This window comes from Gordonia bronchialis DSM 43247, from assembly GCF_000024785.1.
GTDB classification, from domain to species: domain Bacteria; phylum Actinomycetota; class Actinomycetes; order Mycobacteriales; family Mycobacteriaceae; genus Gordonia; species Gordonia bronchialis.
The window spans coordinates 1223676-1236343 of record NC_013441.1 but is presented as its reverse complement, the minus strand read 5'-3'; the positions used below and the strand labels follow the sequence as shown (position 1 = coordinate 1236343).

11 protein-coding genes, 1 tRNA gene and 1 other annotated feature are annotated in these 12668 nt (G+C 63.1%); of the genes, 8 read left to right on the top strand and 4 right to left on the bottom strand.

Features of this window, described 5'->3' with window-relative positions; genetic code table 11:
* Positions 1–43 precede the first annotated feature (43 nt).
* The 4 genes from GBRO_RS05790 to GBRO_RS24605 all read left to right on the top strand — a co-directional run bounded on the left by GBRO_RS05790 (position 44) and on the right by GBRO_RS24605 (position 7367).
* Positions 44–520, top strand: coding sequence for a hypothetical protein (locus GBRO_RS05790; protein ID WP_147290628.1), 477 nt, complete (start codon positions 44–46; stop codon positions 518–520).
* A gap of 78 nt (positions 521–598) precedes the next feature.
* The gene (locus GBRO_RS25725) at positions 599–4630 is read left to right on the top strand and encodes a phage tail tape measure protein (RefSeq protein ID WP_012833057.1); all 4032 of its coding nucleotides are present in this window, start codon (positions 599–601) and stop codon (positions 4628–4630) included.
* Positions 4597–5879 (top strand): IS3 family transposase gene (locus tag GBRO_RS05775; RefSeq protein ID WP_370452859.1). Its coding sequence is split into 2 segments (ribosomal slippage): positions 4597–4879 and positions 4879–5879, totalling 1284 coding nucleotides; the frame shifts between segments, so codons are not numbered across the junction. Before GBRO_RS25725 ends, GBRO_RS05775 begins: the two co-directional genes overlap by 34 nt.
* Positions 4875–5003, top strand: a sequence feature (AL1L pseudoknot). Its footprint overlaps the gene before it by 129 nt.
* A 39-nt stretch (positions 5880–5918) precedes the next feature.
* Positions 5919–7367, top strand: a complete 1449-nt coding sequence (locus tag GBRO_RS24605) for a transglycosylase family protein (RefSeq protein ID WP_052298223.1) — start codon at positions 5919–5921, stop codon at positions 7365–7367.
* 454 nt (positions 7368–7821) lie between these two features.
* On the opposite strand, the gene GBRO_RS05765 is transcribed toward GBRO_RS24605, so the two are convergent.
* Together GBRO_RS05765 and GBRO_RS05760 are read right to left on the bottom strand one after the other, a co-directional pair.
* Positions 7822–8001 (bottom strand): hypothetical protein, encoded by a 180-nt coding sequence (locus GBRO_RS05765; RefSeq protein ID WP_012833055.1) that lies wholly within the window; start codon positions 7999–8001, stop codon positions 7822–7824.
* Positions 8002–8093: 92 nt separating this feature from the next.
* On the bottom strand, positions 8094–8357 hold the full coding sequence (locus tag GBRO_RS05760; RefSeq protein ID WP_012833054.1) for a hypothetical protein: 264 nt from the start codon (positions 8355–8357) through the stop codon (positions 8094–8096).
* 412 nt (positions 8358–8769) lie between these two features.
* On the opposite strand from GBRO_RS05760, the gene GBRO_RS25915 reads away from it, so the two are divergent.
* Positions 8770–9003: a hypothetical protein gene (locus GBRO_RS25915; RefSeq protein ID WP_012833052.1), complete on the top strand. Its 234-nt coding sequence runs from the start codon at positions 8770–8772 to the stop codon at positions 9001–9003.
* 11 nt (positions 9004–9014) lie between these two features.
* On the opposite strand, the gene GBRO_RS05750 is transcribed toward GBRO_RS25915, so the two are convergent.
* Positions 9015–9230, bottom strand: coding sequence for a hypothetical protein (locus GBRO_RS05750; protein ID WP_012833051.1), 216 nt, complete (start codon positions 9228–9230; stop codon positions 9015–9017).
* A 124-nt stretch (positions 9231–9354) separates the two neighbouring features.
* Here GBRO_RS05750 and GBRO_RS25115 point away from each other — a divergent pair, with 124 nt between their 5' ends.
* The gene (locus GBRO_RS25115; protein ID WP_083775535.1) at positions 9355–9786 is read left to right on the top strand and encodes a DUF732 domain-containing protein; all 432 of its coding nucleotides are present in this window, start codon (positions 9355–9357) and stop codon (positions 9784–9786) included.
* Between the two features lie 176 nt (positions 9787–9962).
* Positions 9963–10049, top strand: a tRNA-OTHER gene (locus GBRO_RS25910).
* 694 nt (positions 10050–10743) lie between these two features.
* Here GBRO_RS25910 and GBRO_RS05740 read toward each other — a convergent pair.
* On the bottom strand, positions 10744–11634 hold the full coding sequence (locus GBRO_RS05740) for an alpha/beta fold hydrolase (RefSeq protein ID WP_012833048.1): 891 nt from the start codon (positions 11632–11634) through the stop codon (positions 10744–10746).
* A gap of 100 nt (positions 11635–11734) precedes the next feature.
* Between GBRO_RS05740 and GBRO_RS05735 the strand changes: the two genes are divergently transcribed.
* The gene (locus GBRO_RS05735) at positions 11735–12652 is read left to right on the top strand and encodes an alpha/beta fold hydrolase (RefSeq protein ID WP_041919746.1); all 918 of its coding nucleotides are present in this window, start codon (positions 11735–11737) and stop codon (positions 12650–12652) included.
* The last annotated feature ends 16 nt before the right edge of the window (positions 12653–12668 follow it).

The following is a 12668-nucleotide window of genomic DNA, read 5'->3' as shown; positions in this document are numbered from 1 at the left end:
TGCTTGTCGTTATCCGTGCGCGCACGTGCTGGGGTATCAAAAGGTGACGGCGCGCTGGGAGCCTACCGAGGACCAGGAGGCGGCGATTCGTGCCGCCCACGCGGCGGGTCAATCGCAGAATGCGATTGCTAAGGAGCTTGGGGTCAAGCAGCCCGCGTTGTCACGGTGGTCGAAGCGTATGGGTTTGGCCTGGTCGGGGGTGCCCGTTGGTGCTCGTGCTCAGCATGAGCGGATCAAGGCCGAACGTCGTGAGCTTGCGTCGCGACTGCTGGCGGATGTGATGAATCTGCGTGAGCGGTTGTGGTCGACGGACGACCCCGCAGATTCTCGTGCCCTCGCTGACATTGCGAATGCGATTGAGCGGTTGATCCGTTCGCACTCGATTCTTGGTGAGTTGGCCCCGTCTGGGGCTGATGCCGATGAGGCCAAGTCTGCGATCCTCAAGTTGCAGGACGATATGGCGGCGGTGATTGCTGCTGAGGAACGCGAGCAGCACGCGGAGCGCGTGACCAGGACGTGACCAACCGTCCTTCTACCAGCACGTTTCTTCAACCTGTCGGATACCTAATCCGCAGGTCATTTTTGATCGGAGTCTTTGATGGCGTTAAACGTTGGTGAGCTTGTCGCCTATCTGCGGCTTGAAGGTGACCAGTTTCGGGCTGGGTTGGCGGCTGCGGAGGGGCAGGCGGGGCGGGCGCAACGATCGTTGACTGGCCTGTCCGGTGCGGCGACCCGCGTATCCTCGGCGCTCAAGTTTGTTGGTGTGGCCGGTGGTGTCATGTCGGTGGCGGGGGTCCTCAAGTCTGCTGTAACGGCTGGTATGGATTTCACCACCGCTTTGAACACGATGCAGGCGGTGTCGGGGGCGTCGGCGTCGCAGTTGCAGGCGGTGTCCGCGGCTGCCCGACAGTTGGGCACCGACAGCTCGTTGGCGGGCACCTCGTCGGTGGATGCTGCGAACGCCATGCTCGAACTCGCTAAGGGTGGTTTCACTGTCGAGCAGTCGATGCAGGCCGCGAAAGGCACACTCCAGTTGGCTGCCGCCGCGCAGATCGAAGCCGCTGAGGCCGCAACCATCCAGTCGCAAGCATTGCAGGCGTTCGGGTTGCAGGCTGACTATGCGGGCAAAGCATCCGATATTCTGGCGAACGCCGCGAACGCTTCGTCTGCGGAGATCACCGATGTGGCGTCGGCGCTGCAACAGTCCGGCGCGGTGGCGAACCAGTTCGGGTTGTCGATGACGGACACTGCCGCGTCGATCGCGTTGATGGCGAATGCGGGTATCCAAGGGTCGGATGCCGGCACCCTGCTGAAGTCGGCGTTGTTGGCGTTGACGGATACGAGTGACCCGGCGCAGACGGCGATCAAGGAACTCGGGCTAACCGTGTATGACGCGAACGGCAGGTTCGCGGGCATGGAAACGCTGTTCGGGCAGTTGCAGGCCGCGTCGAAACGGATGACCGCCGAGCAGTATCAGGCCGCTACTGCCACCTTGTTTGGTTCGGATGCTATGCGGCTTAGTGGGATTGCGGCGCAGCAGGGCGCGGATGGTTTCGCGAAGATGCGTGTCGCGATGGATCAGTCCGGATCGGCGGCTGCGGTGGCTGCGGCGAAGATGCAGGGTTTGCCGGGTGCGTGGGAGAACCTGAAAAACAACTTCGAAGAAGCGTCGTTGACGATTTATGACGCGATTAAGGGGCCGTTGACGGCTGCGGCGAATGGTGCGTCGTCCGCGATTGACGGCCTGGTGTCGAAGTCGAAGGAGATGGCTGCGGCTATCTCGGCAGGATTGAACGACCCGAACAACAAGGCTCGGTTGTCGCAGTTGGTGGAGTCGACGCGGGACGCCCTGACAGGACTCGTGTCTGCCGCTGCCGCCCTGGGTCCTGCTCTGGGCACTATCACAGCATCGTTGGGGAAGGCTGCCGCTGCGATTGGTGTCGGGGCGTGGCATGTGTTGTTGACAGTCATGCAGGCAGCGACCGGCGTGCTGCAAGTGTTGGAGCCGCTGCTGTCGTCGGTTGCTGGTCTGATGTCGAACAATCAGGTGGCGGTGACGGCGTTGGCTGCCGCGTTCGTGGCGTTCAAGCTGATTCCTCCTGTGATGGCGCGGGTGACGGCGACGATGGCACCCCTGGCTGCGAACGCACTGTCTGGTGCTGCCGCGATGGGCCGGTTAGCGACCGCGAACAATGCTGTTGTGCAGGCCGGTCGGGTCGGTGCGGTGCAGATGGGACGCTTCGGTTCCTCAATCGCACAGCTAGGGCAGCACGCGCCGGTGGTTGCCCGTATGCAGTCGTCGTTTCTGCAAGGCGCGGCCGGGGCGGACCGGTTCGGCCGGTCGGCGGGTGTGGCTGCCGCCTCGATGACGGGGTTGCGTGCGGCCGGGTCCTCGGTTGTGAGCCTGTTTGGTGGGCCGTTGGGTGCGGCGTTTGCGGCGGCGAGTGTGGCGGCGTTGATGCTGGCACAGCAGCACGCGGAGAACACCGCGAAGGCTGAGGCCCATCGTGAGGCGGTAGAGCGTCTAGAGGACAGCGAGATCGGGTTGCGGGAGGCGTTGCAGGCTACACGTGGTGAAATGTCGAACGAGGTGTGGTCGAAGGCTACGGGCGAGTTAGACAGCTATCTCGAAACGTTGGATACGGCGGCGGCTAAGCAGAAGTCGACGTGGGACACGCTCAAATCGGTTGGTGGCGTGTTCAAGCTGGCGTTCCACACCGAGGATGCGACGAACGATGCGGCCAAGCAGGCTGATGAGGCACGTAAGGCCATTGACGACCTCGGGATGTCGACCGAACAGTTGTCGCGGAGCGTGTATGGCTCGGATGACCAGTTCGCTTCTCTCGCTTCGCGTCTCGCGCAGACGGGCGATTCGGGTTCGTTGGCTGCGGCTCAGTTGTCGGAGATGCGGGCCAAGTTTGTGGAGCAGCGAGAAGCTGCGCGGCGGGTAACTCCTGGGTTCGAGGAGGCTGCGACTGCGGTCGCCAAGTTGGGGGATGAGACTGCTTCGGCTGCGGATAAGGCTGATGCTTTGAAGGCTGCGATGGACGCCATGAATCCGGCGCGTACGGTGCAGGAGGCGACCGCACAGTACGCGGAAACCATCGCCCAAGTGAATGAGCAGTTGGATCAGGCGATTGACCGGACGCAGGGGTTTGGTGATTCGCTGGTCGCCGCGAACGGCAGCATTGATACGTTCCAGGCCAACGGTGCGAATCTGCATGGCACGTTGAAGGATATGGCTGATGCTGCTGCTGATGTGGCCGCGAACAACGGCGACATGGGTCGCGTCAATCAGGAGAATGAGAAGACGTTCGCCCAGTTGGCGCAGCAGTATGGTGTGTCGATTGATCGTATCCGTGCCGCGTACCAGAACTTGGGCGGATCGACGATCGACCTGACCATGAACTTGCGGGGCGCAGACACCACACAACAGCAGCTTGGGTTGGTGTACTCCCAGTTGGAGCGTATCCAGCCGGGGCAGCCGAAGACGATCGAGGTTCGCGCGGATGACATCACCGACCAAACCCGCGTCGCCCTGGAACAACTCGGCTACAAGTTGGAGGAAATCGACCGCAACGGCGTGAAGACGATCCGTATTTCGTCTACGGCGGTCGCTGTTGGTCGTGAGTTGGAAAAGCTGGGAATTCAAACTCAGGCATTGCCTGATGGGAAGGTGAGGATCACCGATACCTCACCTGAGGTGATGGCGCGTCTACAGCAGCTCGGCGTGCAAACCGAGACATTGCCGGATGGATCGGTGATCATCAAGGCCTCCACGGATGCGTTTTGGCGTGAAATGCAGCGAGTTACCCGACCGGAAACGAAGTATGTGTCGGTCGTCATGCAGAACACGCAGGGCTACACCCCGAATAACGGTGTGGCGAATGTGCCTGGCGCGGCACGCCAGTTCCATTCTGCTGGTGGTTGGACAGGTCCGGGGCACAAGTATCAAGAAGCTGGCATCGTGCACGCCGACGAGTACGTCATCAAGAAGGAATCCCAGAACAGGATTGAGCGGGAGAATCCGGGTGCCCTGGACTACATGAACCGGACCGGGCAGATACCCACTCTCGGCGGATACGCCGACGGCGGTTTGGTCGCCGGTAGCTACGGACTGCAACCCGGCACCGCAATCTCCTACGGCGGTAGCGGATTCCCACCCTGGGTGGGTGAACTGGGCTCCAAGTTTGGGGTTCAGGCGTCCACGTATGCGGGGCATCAGGAATCGGACCGGGGCGAGGCCGGTTACGCACCGAACCCACAACAACTGAATCGGGGTATCGACTGGTCGGGTGCGGTGGATGCGATGCAACGGTTCGCCGAGTATCTGATTTCGGTGGCACCGCAGATGCCGCAGTTGGAGCAGATCATTTGGCAGAACCCGCAGACTGGTCAGCGGATTGGTTGGGCAGGTGGGAAACCCGACACGGACGGCTCCTACTTTGCTGCCGACTACTCAGGCCATACGGATCATGTGCATACGCGACAGTCAGCGGCGTTGGTTGAGGGTGTGAACTCGGATCAGCAGCAGCAGGGTACTCTGAACCGCCCCGGGTTCGTCGGAGGCTCTCGAACCTGTGAAGGATGGAGAGCATGGCAGCACCTCGGAAGTACAGCATTGAGCTGAAGGAGCGAGCGACGCGGATGGCGGTGGAAGCCCGCAAGGACCCGGCCACACGGCCGGGAGCGTTCAAACGGATCGGCGATCAACTCGGTGTGCACCCGGAGGCGCTACGCACCTGGGTCAAGCAAGCCGAAATCGATGGCGGGCAGCGGCCGGGTACCACGAGCAGCGATTCCGAGCGGATCGCGCAGCTCGAGCGGGAGAACCGCGAGCTGCGGCGGGCGAACACGATCTTGAAGCAGGCGTCGGCTTTTTTTGCCGCGGAGATCGACCGCCCACAGCGTTGATCGTGGAGTTCGTCGCCGCTTCTCGCGACGAACACGGAGTCGATCCGATCTGCGCGGCCCTACGCGACACGGCCGCCCAGATCGCTCCGTCCACGGTACGAGCCCACCTGAGTGCGAACAAGACCGAGGCGCCACGCACGGTGCGTGACCGGGAGATGCTCGGCGAGATCCGCACCGTGCACGCCGACAATCTCGGCGTCTACGGTGCCCGCAAGGTCCACGCCGAACTACGCAGAAAGGATATCGACGTGGCGCGCTGCACTGTCGAACGATTGATGAAAGCCGATGGACTGCAAGGGATACCGAGGTTGAAGACACGCAGGACCACCCGCAGCGATGGCGCCGAAACCCCGCAACCGGCCGACCGAGTCGGCCGGCAGTTCACCGCCGAGGCGCCGAACACCTTGTGGGTGGCGGACCTGACCTACATCCGCACCCACTCCGGGTGGGTGTACGCGGCGTTCATCCTCGACGTGTACTCGCGCGTGGTCGTCGGCTGGCAGGTCTCGACCACGATGCACACCGACCTCGCATTGGACGCCTTAGACATGGGATTGTGGGCGCGTGATCGTGCCGGCCAGGATGTGGCCGGACTGATTCACCACTCGGACCGCGGAGTGCAGTATCGAGCGATTCGTTACACCGAGCGTCTCGCCGAAGCTGAAGCGGTGACTTCGGTTGGCTCCAAGGGTGATTCGTATGACAACGCGATGGCCGAGGCGTTCAACTCGTTATTCAAGGCGGAATGTATCCGCAACCCGATCATGCGCCCGAAGAGCGGGTGGGGCGGTGTCGGCGACGTCGAGATCGCGGTCGCCGAGTACATCGAGTGGTTCAACCACCGCCGTCTGCACGGCGAGATCGGACACGTCCCGCCGGTCGAGTACGAGGCCGCCTACTGGGCGGCCCACACGGTCACCAGCTACCGTGAGAACCCGGTCCCAGCAGAGGCCGGAACCAACTAACCGAGCCTCCAGCAAACCCGGGGCGATTCAATCCCTCTTGTGCAAAACCCGGACGGGACGTGGACTTCCACTGATCCGGCGTGGGCTGCGCTCATCAAGCGTGAGTCTGGCGGCAACCCAAGCATTGTGCAGGGTGTGCAGGACGCCAACTCGGGTGGCAACGAGGCCAGCGGTCTGTTCCAGATCGCTAAGGGCACGTGGGCGTCGAATGGTGGTGATGAGTTCGCCCCAACGGCGGGTCAGGCCACTCCGCAGCAGCAGGCGATTGTTGCGGCTCGCATCTTCGACAAGTCGGGTGGCGCGCCGTGGGGTGCGGGTATGTCGGGCCGTGAGGATGAGGATGCGTTGCGGGCGGGGATCGTAACCACCATCATTGGCACCAACGGTGTCCCCACGGGCACGGACGGCACTGATGGTGCCGGCACACAGCAACAGATCGTGTACCGGGACAAGCCGGAAGACCCCAACGTGTTTGAGTTGACATTGAAGAATCCGTTGGAGCCGTTCTGGTGGAAGGGTGAGAAGGAGTATCGGGACCGCCTCATCAACGACTACAAGAAGCAGCAGGAGTGGAACGACTACATCAATGGGCGTGGCGATTTCGCGCCGCAGAAGGATGGGACTTCTACTCGTCGGTCGAAGGTGAAGACGGTTGCTGAGGCGACCGAAGACCTGGAGAACGCGAAGACTGCGTTGGCGATCGCGGAGCAGCGGCAACGTGAGCTGAAACCGGATGCTAAAGAGTCGCAGAAGATGTCGGCGGAGCAGGCGGTGGAGAAGGCCAAGCAGAAGCGGGACAAGGCTGAGGCCGATCTGAAGGAGGCGCAGGCCAATCCGTCCGGGTATAAGACGACGACGATTCCGAAGCACGCGGCCGGCGGCACTGTCGCCGGGAGCGGGAATCAGGACTCGGAACTGATTTGGGCGATGCCCGGTGAGGAGATCATCCGTAAGCAGGTTGCTGAGCAGCCTGGGGTTCGGAAGTTCCTGAAGCAGTTGAACGCTGGGCAGCTCGGCAAGTTCGCGGCTGGCGGGTCGGTCGGGTTCGGCGGATATTCGGCGGACACTTCTGACTACATGAAGCCCACCAGCTTGAACGATTGGCTGTATTTGGCTGCCGGAGCTGGGTTCTCGGGCTACAACTCGCTCGAAAAGTATGCGCAGATGGTGGCGACCGGCAATGTTGATCTTGGGAATTTGACACCAGAGCTGAACACGTCGAGCAGTGACACAGCCATGCTGTCCAGTCTCGCATCGGACATTAGCGGCCAGTTCTTGCCGATCATGAAAGACATTCTGTGGGCGATCAAGGAAGGCCATGACGTGCGGGTGAAGATCGAATCGGACAACGCCCCATCGGCCGCGCGGCCCGCTCCGCGGTATGCAGACCGTGAATACCGGCCTTCGAGTCGTGCATCACGCTGCCGTGCAGGTACCCAGGCATCGACTTGGGTTCTCCGGTCGTGCCCTCGTGGATGGCGGCATTGAGCCAGTCGGCAGGCTTGAACGACTGCACTGTCACCCGTTCGTCGATCCTCGGCCTTTTCCACACACCCAGTCGGGATGCGCGAGACTCCAATTCGGTCGCGGTCTTGGCTCGTGCGGTGAGGGCGCTGTGGAAAGCACCGACAGCATCAACCACAGCAGCGAACTTCCCCTGTAGATCGGTGATGTCGGTGAGGGTTTCAGCCTCAGCCACGAGAGCATCAATCTTTGCTTGACGCTGCGCTACCTCGTCCTTCTCGGCCTTCTTCGCTGCGGCCTTCTCGCGGAGGCGGGCGAAGTCGAGTGCGTCGCGGGCCTTCTGGAACACGGATGAGGTGATGGTGGTGTCGCCGTCCGCGATCTTCGCTTCGAGTTCGGTGACAGCGTGTTCGGCGGCCTGTACTTCCTGGGCGGCTTCGTCGATGGTGGGGACAGTCTTGGCCATGTGGTGATCTCCCTATTCCTGATCTTCTGCAGTGGTGTCGTTCTTCAAACTGGCCAGCCAGGATGCTTTGGCGTCGTCGGCGATGCCCAGTTCGGTGAGCGTCGCTTCAACAATTGCTGCGGCATCGGGGCCTCCCGCTTTCAGGACGGCCAGAGTGCCGAGGGTGGCGTCTCGTGTGACGAACTGGTTCATGGGTTCCGTTGGTGCTCCTGTGCTACTTGCGGATTCGTTGTCCGCTCAAAGAGATATTGACGGTGGTGAGAGACGTGTTGGTCACGTGCTGGTCACAAGGTGTTGATTGCGTGTCTGAGCGACGCGGCGAGGTCGGCGCGGCTCGCCACAGCCGGACCGTCAGAGAGGTCCATGAGCGCGTGAGCCTGCTCGTACCACCCCGCAGCCAGACCGGCGAGGGCGACCAGCACAGCGTCGCGATCAGATGCGGAGGCCAGCAACAGCTCTGCGCGTGACGTTTCTGGGTCGAGGTAGTCCGCAACCAGTCCGAGAGCGGCGGCGAAGTGTGTGTCGGTCAGGTCATCCCTGGAAGCCATTGGGTGTTCCTTCTGTTCAGGCCGCGGAGATTGAGGCCCGCAACATTGCGGTGCGAGAGGCCACGCTTGCACGTGAGGAAGCCAAGCGGGTTGAGCGTGAGCGGGAAGAGGCCGAGGCGCGTGCAGCGGAGACCGCACGGTTGAAGGCACAGGCCGAGGCCGATGAGAAGGCCAAAGCTGAGGCTGCGGCTTGGCACGCGAACATGGCACGGCATCGGTGATGAACGTCCGCATCTTCACACCCGCGACCCCGACGACGAGCCCCGGTTTCTGCGACTGACCGACGAGGACATAGAGCAAGCCCGCACCCGCCCCCACGTCCTGCGGCTCCACACCAGCCGCCACGACCTGAACCCAAACAGCGGCGTCGACCACCCCGACGACGCCGCCTAACACCCAAGGAGAACCCCTGATGGCACATGCGAATCTGACCCCCGCAGATGTACGACGCTACCTACACCCAGAACCGGATACGGGCGCGATCGTGGATGCCGTGATGAAGGCCCTCGACATCGACGACGACACTGTTCGAGACACCGTGAATCAGGCGGTACGCGGCGTCCTGCTCGACACCGCCACACCGAACCCCGCATCGGTGGGACGCAAGATTCACACCAGCAGCAGCGAAGGACCCTTCCGGGCGTGAGCAAATCTACGCTACTTCACCCTGATCCGGACTCCCTCGCGAATCTGCTCGGCCCACTCGGTCAACTGCTTGCGGTCGATGCCGGTGACACCAACAGCCGCAAACTCCTTCTCCAGCAACCGCACCAAGCTCGTAACAGACTTGCCCTTGCCAGTCCGCTGAGCCTTGTCCACAGCGCTTTGCATTGACGCCTTGACTTGCTTTTCGAGATCGCGCTGCCAGCCCATGAAGGCGATACTAAGGCGACAACTACAAATGGCTACGGCGATTGCCAAAATCACTGGCCCCAGCGGTTGAAATCATCCGCTTGGCCGACACGGCACCCACTTCTACCAAGCATAAAATACCCCCATGAACCCCATCGATGACGCCCCGCGCGACTCGCATGGTGCTCGTAAGAATTGGGTGTGGTTTGCATTCGGCACCCTCGCGGTAGTGGTCACCATCGCGCTCGCTGTTGTTGTCACTGCTCTACTGCTCACTGATGGTCGCAACGGGACGGGTGAAGCCTCAACTACCACGGCCTCTACGCCCGCAACTCCGAGCTGGGATAGTGATGGACAAGACCAGTCATTCTTGTCGCAGTTCCGAATTATCGACGGTATGGACGATCTGACTCATGCAGAAGCTCTGTCACTCGCACACAGCACTTGTCAGGCTCTACGAGCGGGCAACAAGATGGAGCTTCTGAGGGTGCTGACTGACCGCTACGGGCTTGCGGCGGCCGCGAAGTTCATGCACCTTTCGGCGTCGATCTACTGCCCCGAACAACTCACCCCATGAGCCATGGTCTAGAACGTTTCGAGGACTGGCATCTACAGGCTGATCCGGCTGGCTCCATGCAGGCAGGCGAACAACGCCCGTGGTCACGCAGTGGTCACGCACCACCCAGAACCCACTGACACCCGCCGATAGTCAACGGTGGCCTTTGCTCGCCTCTACCTGCACAGATAGGCACTGCCCCTCATTGCCCATCTTTGTCCGACACGGGCGGATTCCGTCTTTTAATCCGCAGGTCCTCGGTTCGAGCCCGAGAGGGGGCACCACCAACTGACTGTCAGCACTCGACGTCATTGCCCGGCACGCGGTCCTCGGCCGACCGATGCGAGTTCGTCCCGCCGCCGCAGTGCCGACTCTCGCCGATCATCGGACCTCGAATACGTCCGAGCAGGTGATCGGGATCATCCACAGCGCATTCGCATTGCGTGCAGTGACGGTGAGCCGCACTCGGCCGGGTCCGGGTTGTGAGGTCACGAAAATGGGTATCTGGCTGCAGGGAGCCGCCGTTGCGCACGTGTATCACCGATCGACGGGCGCCACTCTTGTGTGACGACAGGTTCCGCCACCCAAGGGTGAGGTGTGAGTCGTAGCCCCACGCAGTCGTGGACACGATCACACGGACGTCGATGCGGCCACGCTGCGCAGGGAGCCGCTGATCGACGTTGAGCCAGGCAGAGAATGGCATGTCGATGATGTTCGGATTCACCGTCCGGCACGGCGTCGTCGAGTACTGAGAGCTGAAATCGGGCCTCTTGTCCCAGTATGCCGAGCTCGATGCCGGCCCGGCACCGATCGGTCCGGCGCCCAGCACAGCGACCACCATGCCGACGACCACAGCGAGGAGGATGCGGTGAAAGTGGCCCATATCACCTTTTATCGCTCACGACGAGGCCGACGTTAGTCGGACGCGGTCGCAGCGCGCTCGCCACAGCCTGCACCGGGTGGCGCAACGGCGGCGAGTCAACTGGCCGGCAACCGCGACTCCGCCGTGACCGCGTCCACGGCATCCACGAACGGCGGGACAAACCACTGCGCCCCGAGCACACAGCACGCGTGTCCGCCGTCGACCTCGAAGCGCTGGGCACCGGGGATTCCGTCGACGAGCAGTTGCTGCCGCGCCGGCTCCACCACCTTGTCGCGGGTGGAGACCACAACGGCAGTCGGTACGTCGATTTCACCGAGCCAGTCGCGGGAGTCAAAGCGGCCGAGCCCGTCGCCGAAGTCGCCCATGTGGGAGAGCGGAGTGGAGAAGAACTGCCGCATCGCCCACACCGAGGTGTGCGAGGTGGTCTTGTCCAGACTCTTCTCCGACGGCCGCGGGATTCGTCGGTAGATGGGCCCCAGAATCTGGCCGGTGCGTCGTGCCCGCTCCCGGTGCTCGGGATCGTGCGTACTGAAATACGGTCCGGTGGAACACAAGACGAGTCCCGAGACCCGCTGCGGGTGCCGACGCCAGGCGAGTTGGGCGATGCCGCCGCCCATCGAGAACCCCGCGGCGGTGAATCGTTGGATGCCCAGGACGTCGGCGAGCGCTACCACGTCGTCGGCGCAGTCCTCCAGGTCGAAACCCGGGGAGTTGATCCCCCGACCATGCCAGCGATGGTCCAGGGTCACCACGCGGTAGCGTTCGTTGAGCGCCGGCACCGTCGGATACCAGCAGAGCAGACCGGTGGTGAGCACCGAATGCAGCAGGATGACCGTGGGCGCCTCCCGCGGACCCGAATCGGTGACATAGGTCAGTCCTCGACCGGGCAGTTCGACCTTGCGTCCGGACGGCAGATCGCGAGCCGGATAGGGCTTGAGGACGTGGTTGACGGCGCGTGCGGCGCCCGCGAGGATCTCGGAGCTCACCGCATCGACGGTACTCGTGCACGCAGCCGTACGCGGGCATCCCCGAGACAAACTCGACCACCCGTCCCGCCTGTGATCTGACTCATGCGATATTGGATGCATGATGGACATCGCTCGTCCGAAGATCGAGGGTTCGATCGCAGTCGGTGAGAACAAACGCCGCATCGGCTTCGCCGAGTTCGGCTCGGCCTCCGGACGCGCGGTCGTCTGGCTGCACGGCACGCCCGGCGCCCGCCGGCAGATCCCCACCGAGGCCCGCGAGTACGCGGCGCTCAACGGGATACGGCTGATCGGCCTGGACCGTCCCGGCGTCGGGTCCTCGACGCCGCATCGCTACGCCAATGTCGCCGGGTTCGCGTCCGACCTCACCTCCGTCCTCGACGCCCTCGGCGTCGACGAGTTCGCGGTCATCGGACTCTCCGGCGGCGGACCGTACGCGCTGGCGGCCGCGCACGCGATGCCCGAGCGGGTGGTCGCCGCGGGGATCCTCGGCGGCGTCGCACCGACCGTCGGACCCGACGCGATCGGCGGCGGCGCGATGCGTCTCGGCTCGCTGCTGGCGCCCGCCGTGCAGGTTGCCGGCGCGCCGATCGGCCGCGTGCTGAGCGCGTTCGTGGGTGTCGCTCGACCCATCGCCGAACCCGCCATCCGCGTCTACGGCCGACTCTCGCCGCAGGCCGACCGCGAACTCCTCGGCCGGCCCGAGTTCCGCGCCATGTTCCTCGACGACCTCCTGTTCGGTGGCCGCCGCAGGATGGACGCACCGTTCGCCGACGTCGTGGTGTTCGCGAAGGATTGGGGATTCCGCGTCCCCGAGGTGAGTGTGCCGGTCCGGTGGTGGCACGGCGATCGCGACCACATCATCCCCTACAGCCACGGCGATCACATGGTGGCGCTGCTGCCCGACGCCAAGCTGTTCTCACTCCCCGGCGACAGTCATCTCAGCACCTTGAACATGGCCACCGACATCCTCGAGGAATTGCTCGCGATCTGGGATCAGCCGCGCTCGATCCGCTGAGTGGTCCGCGCCGGGT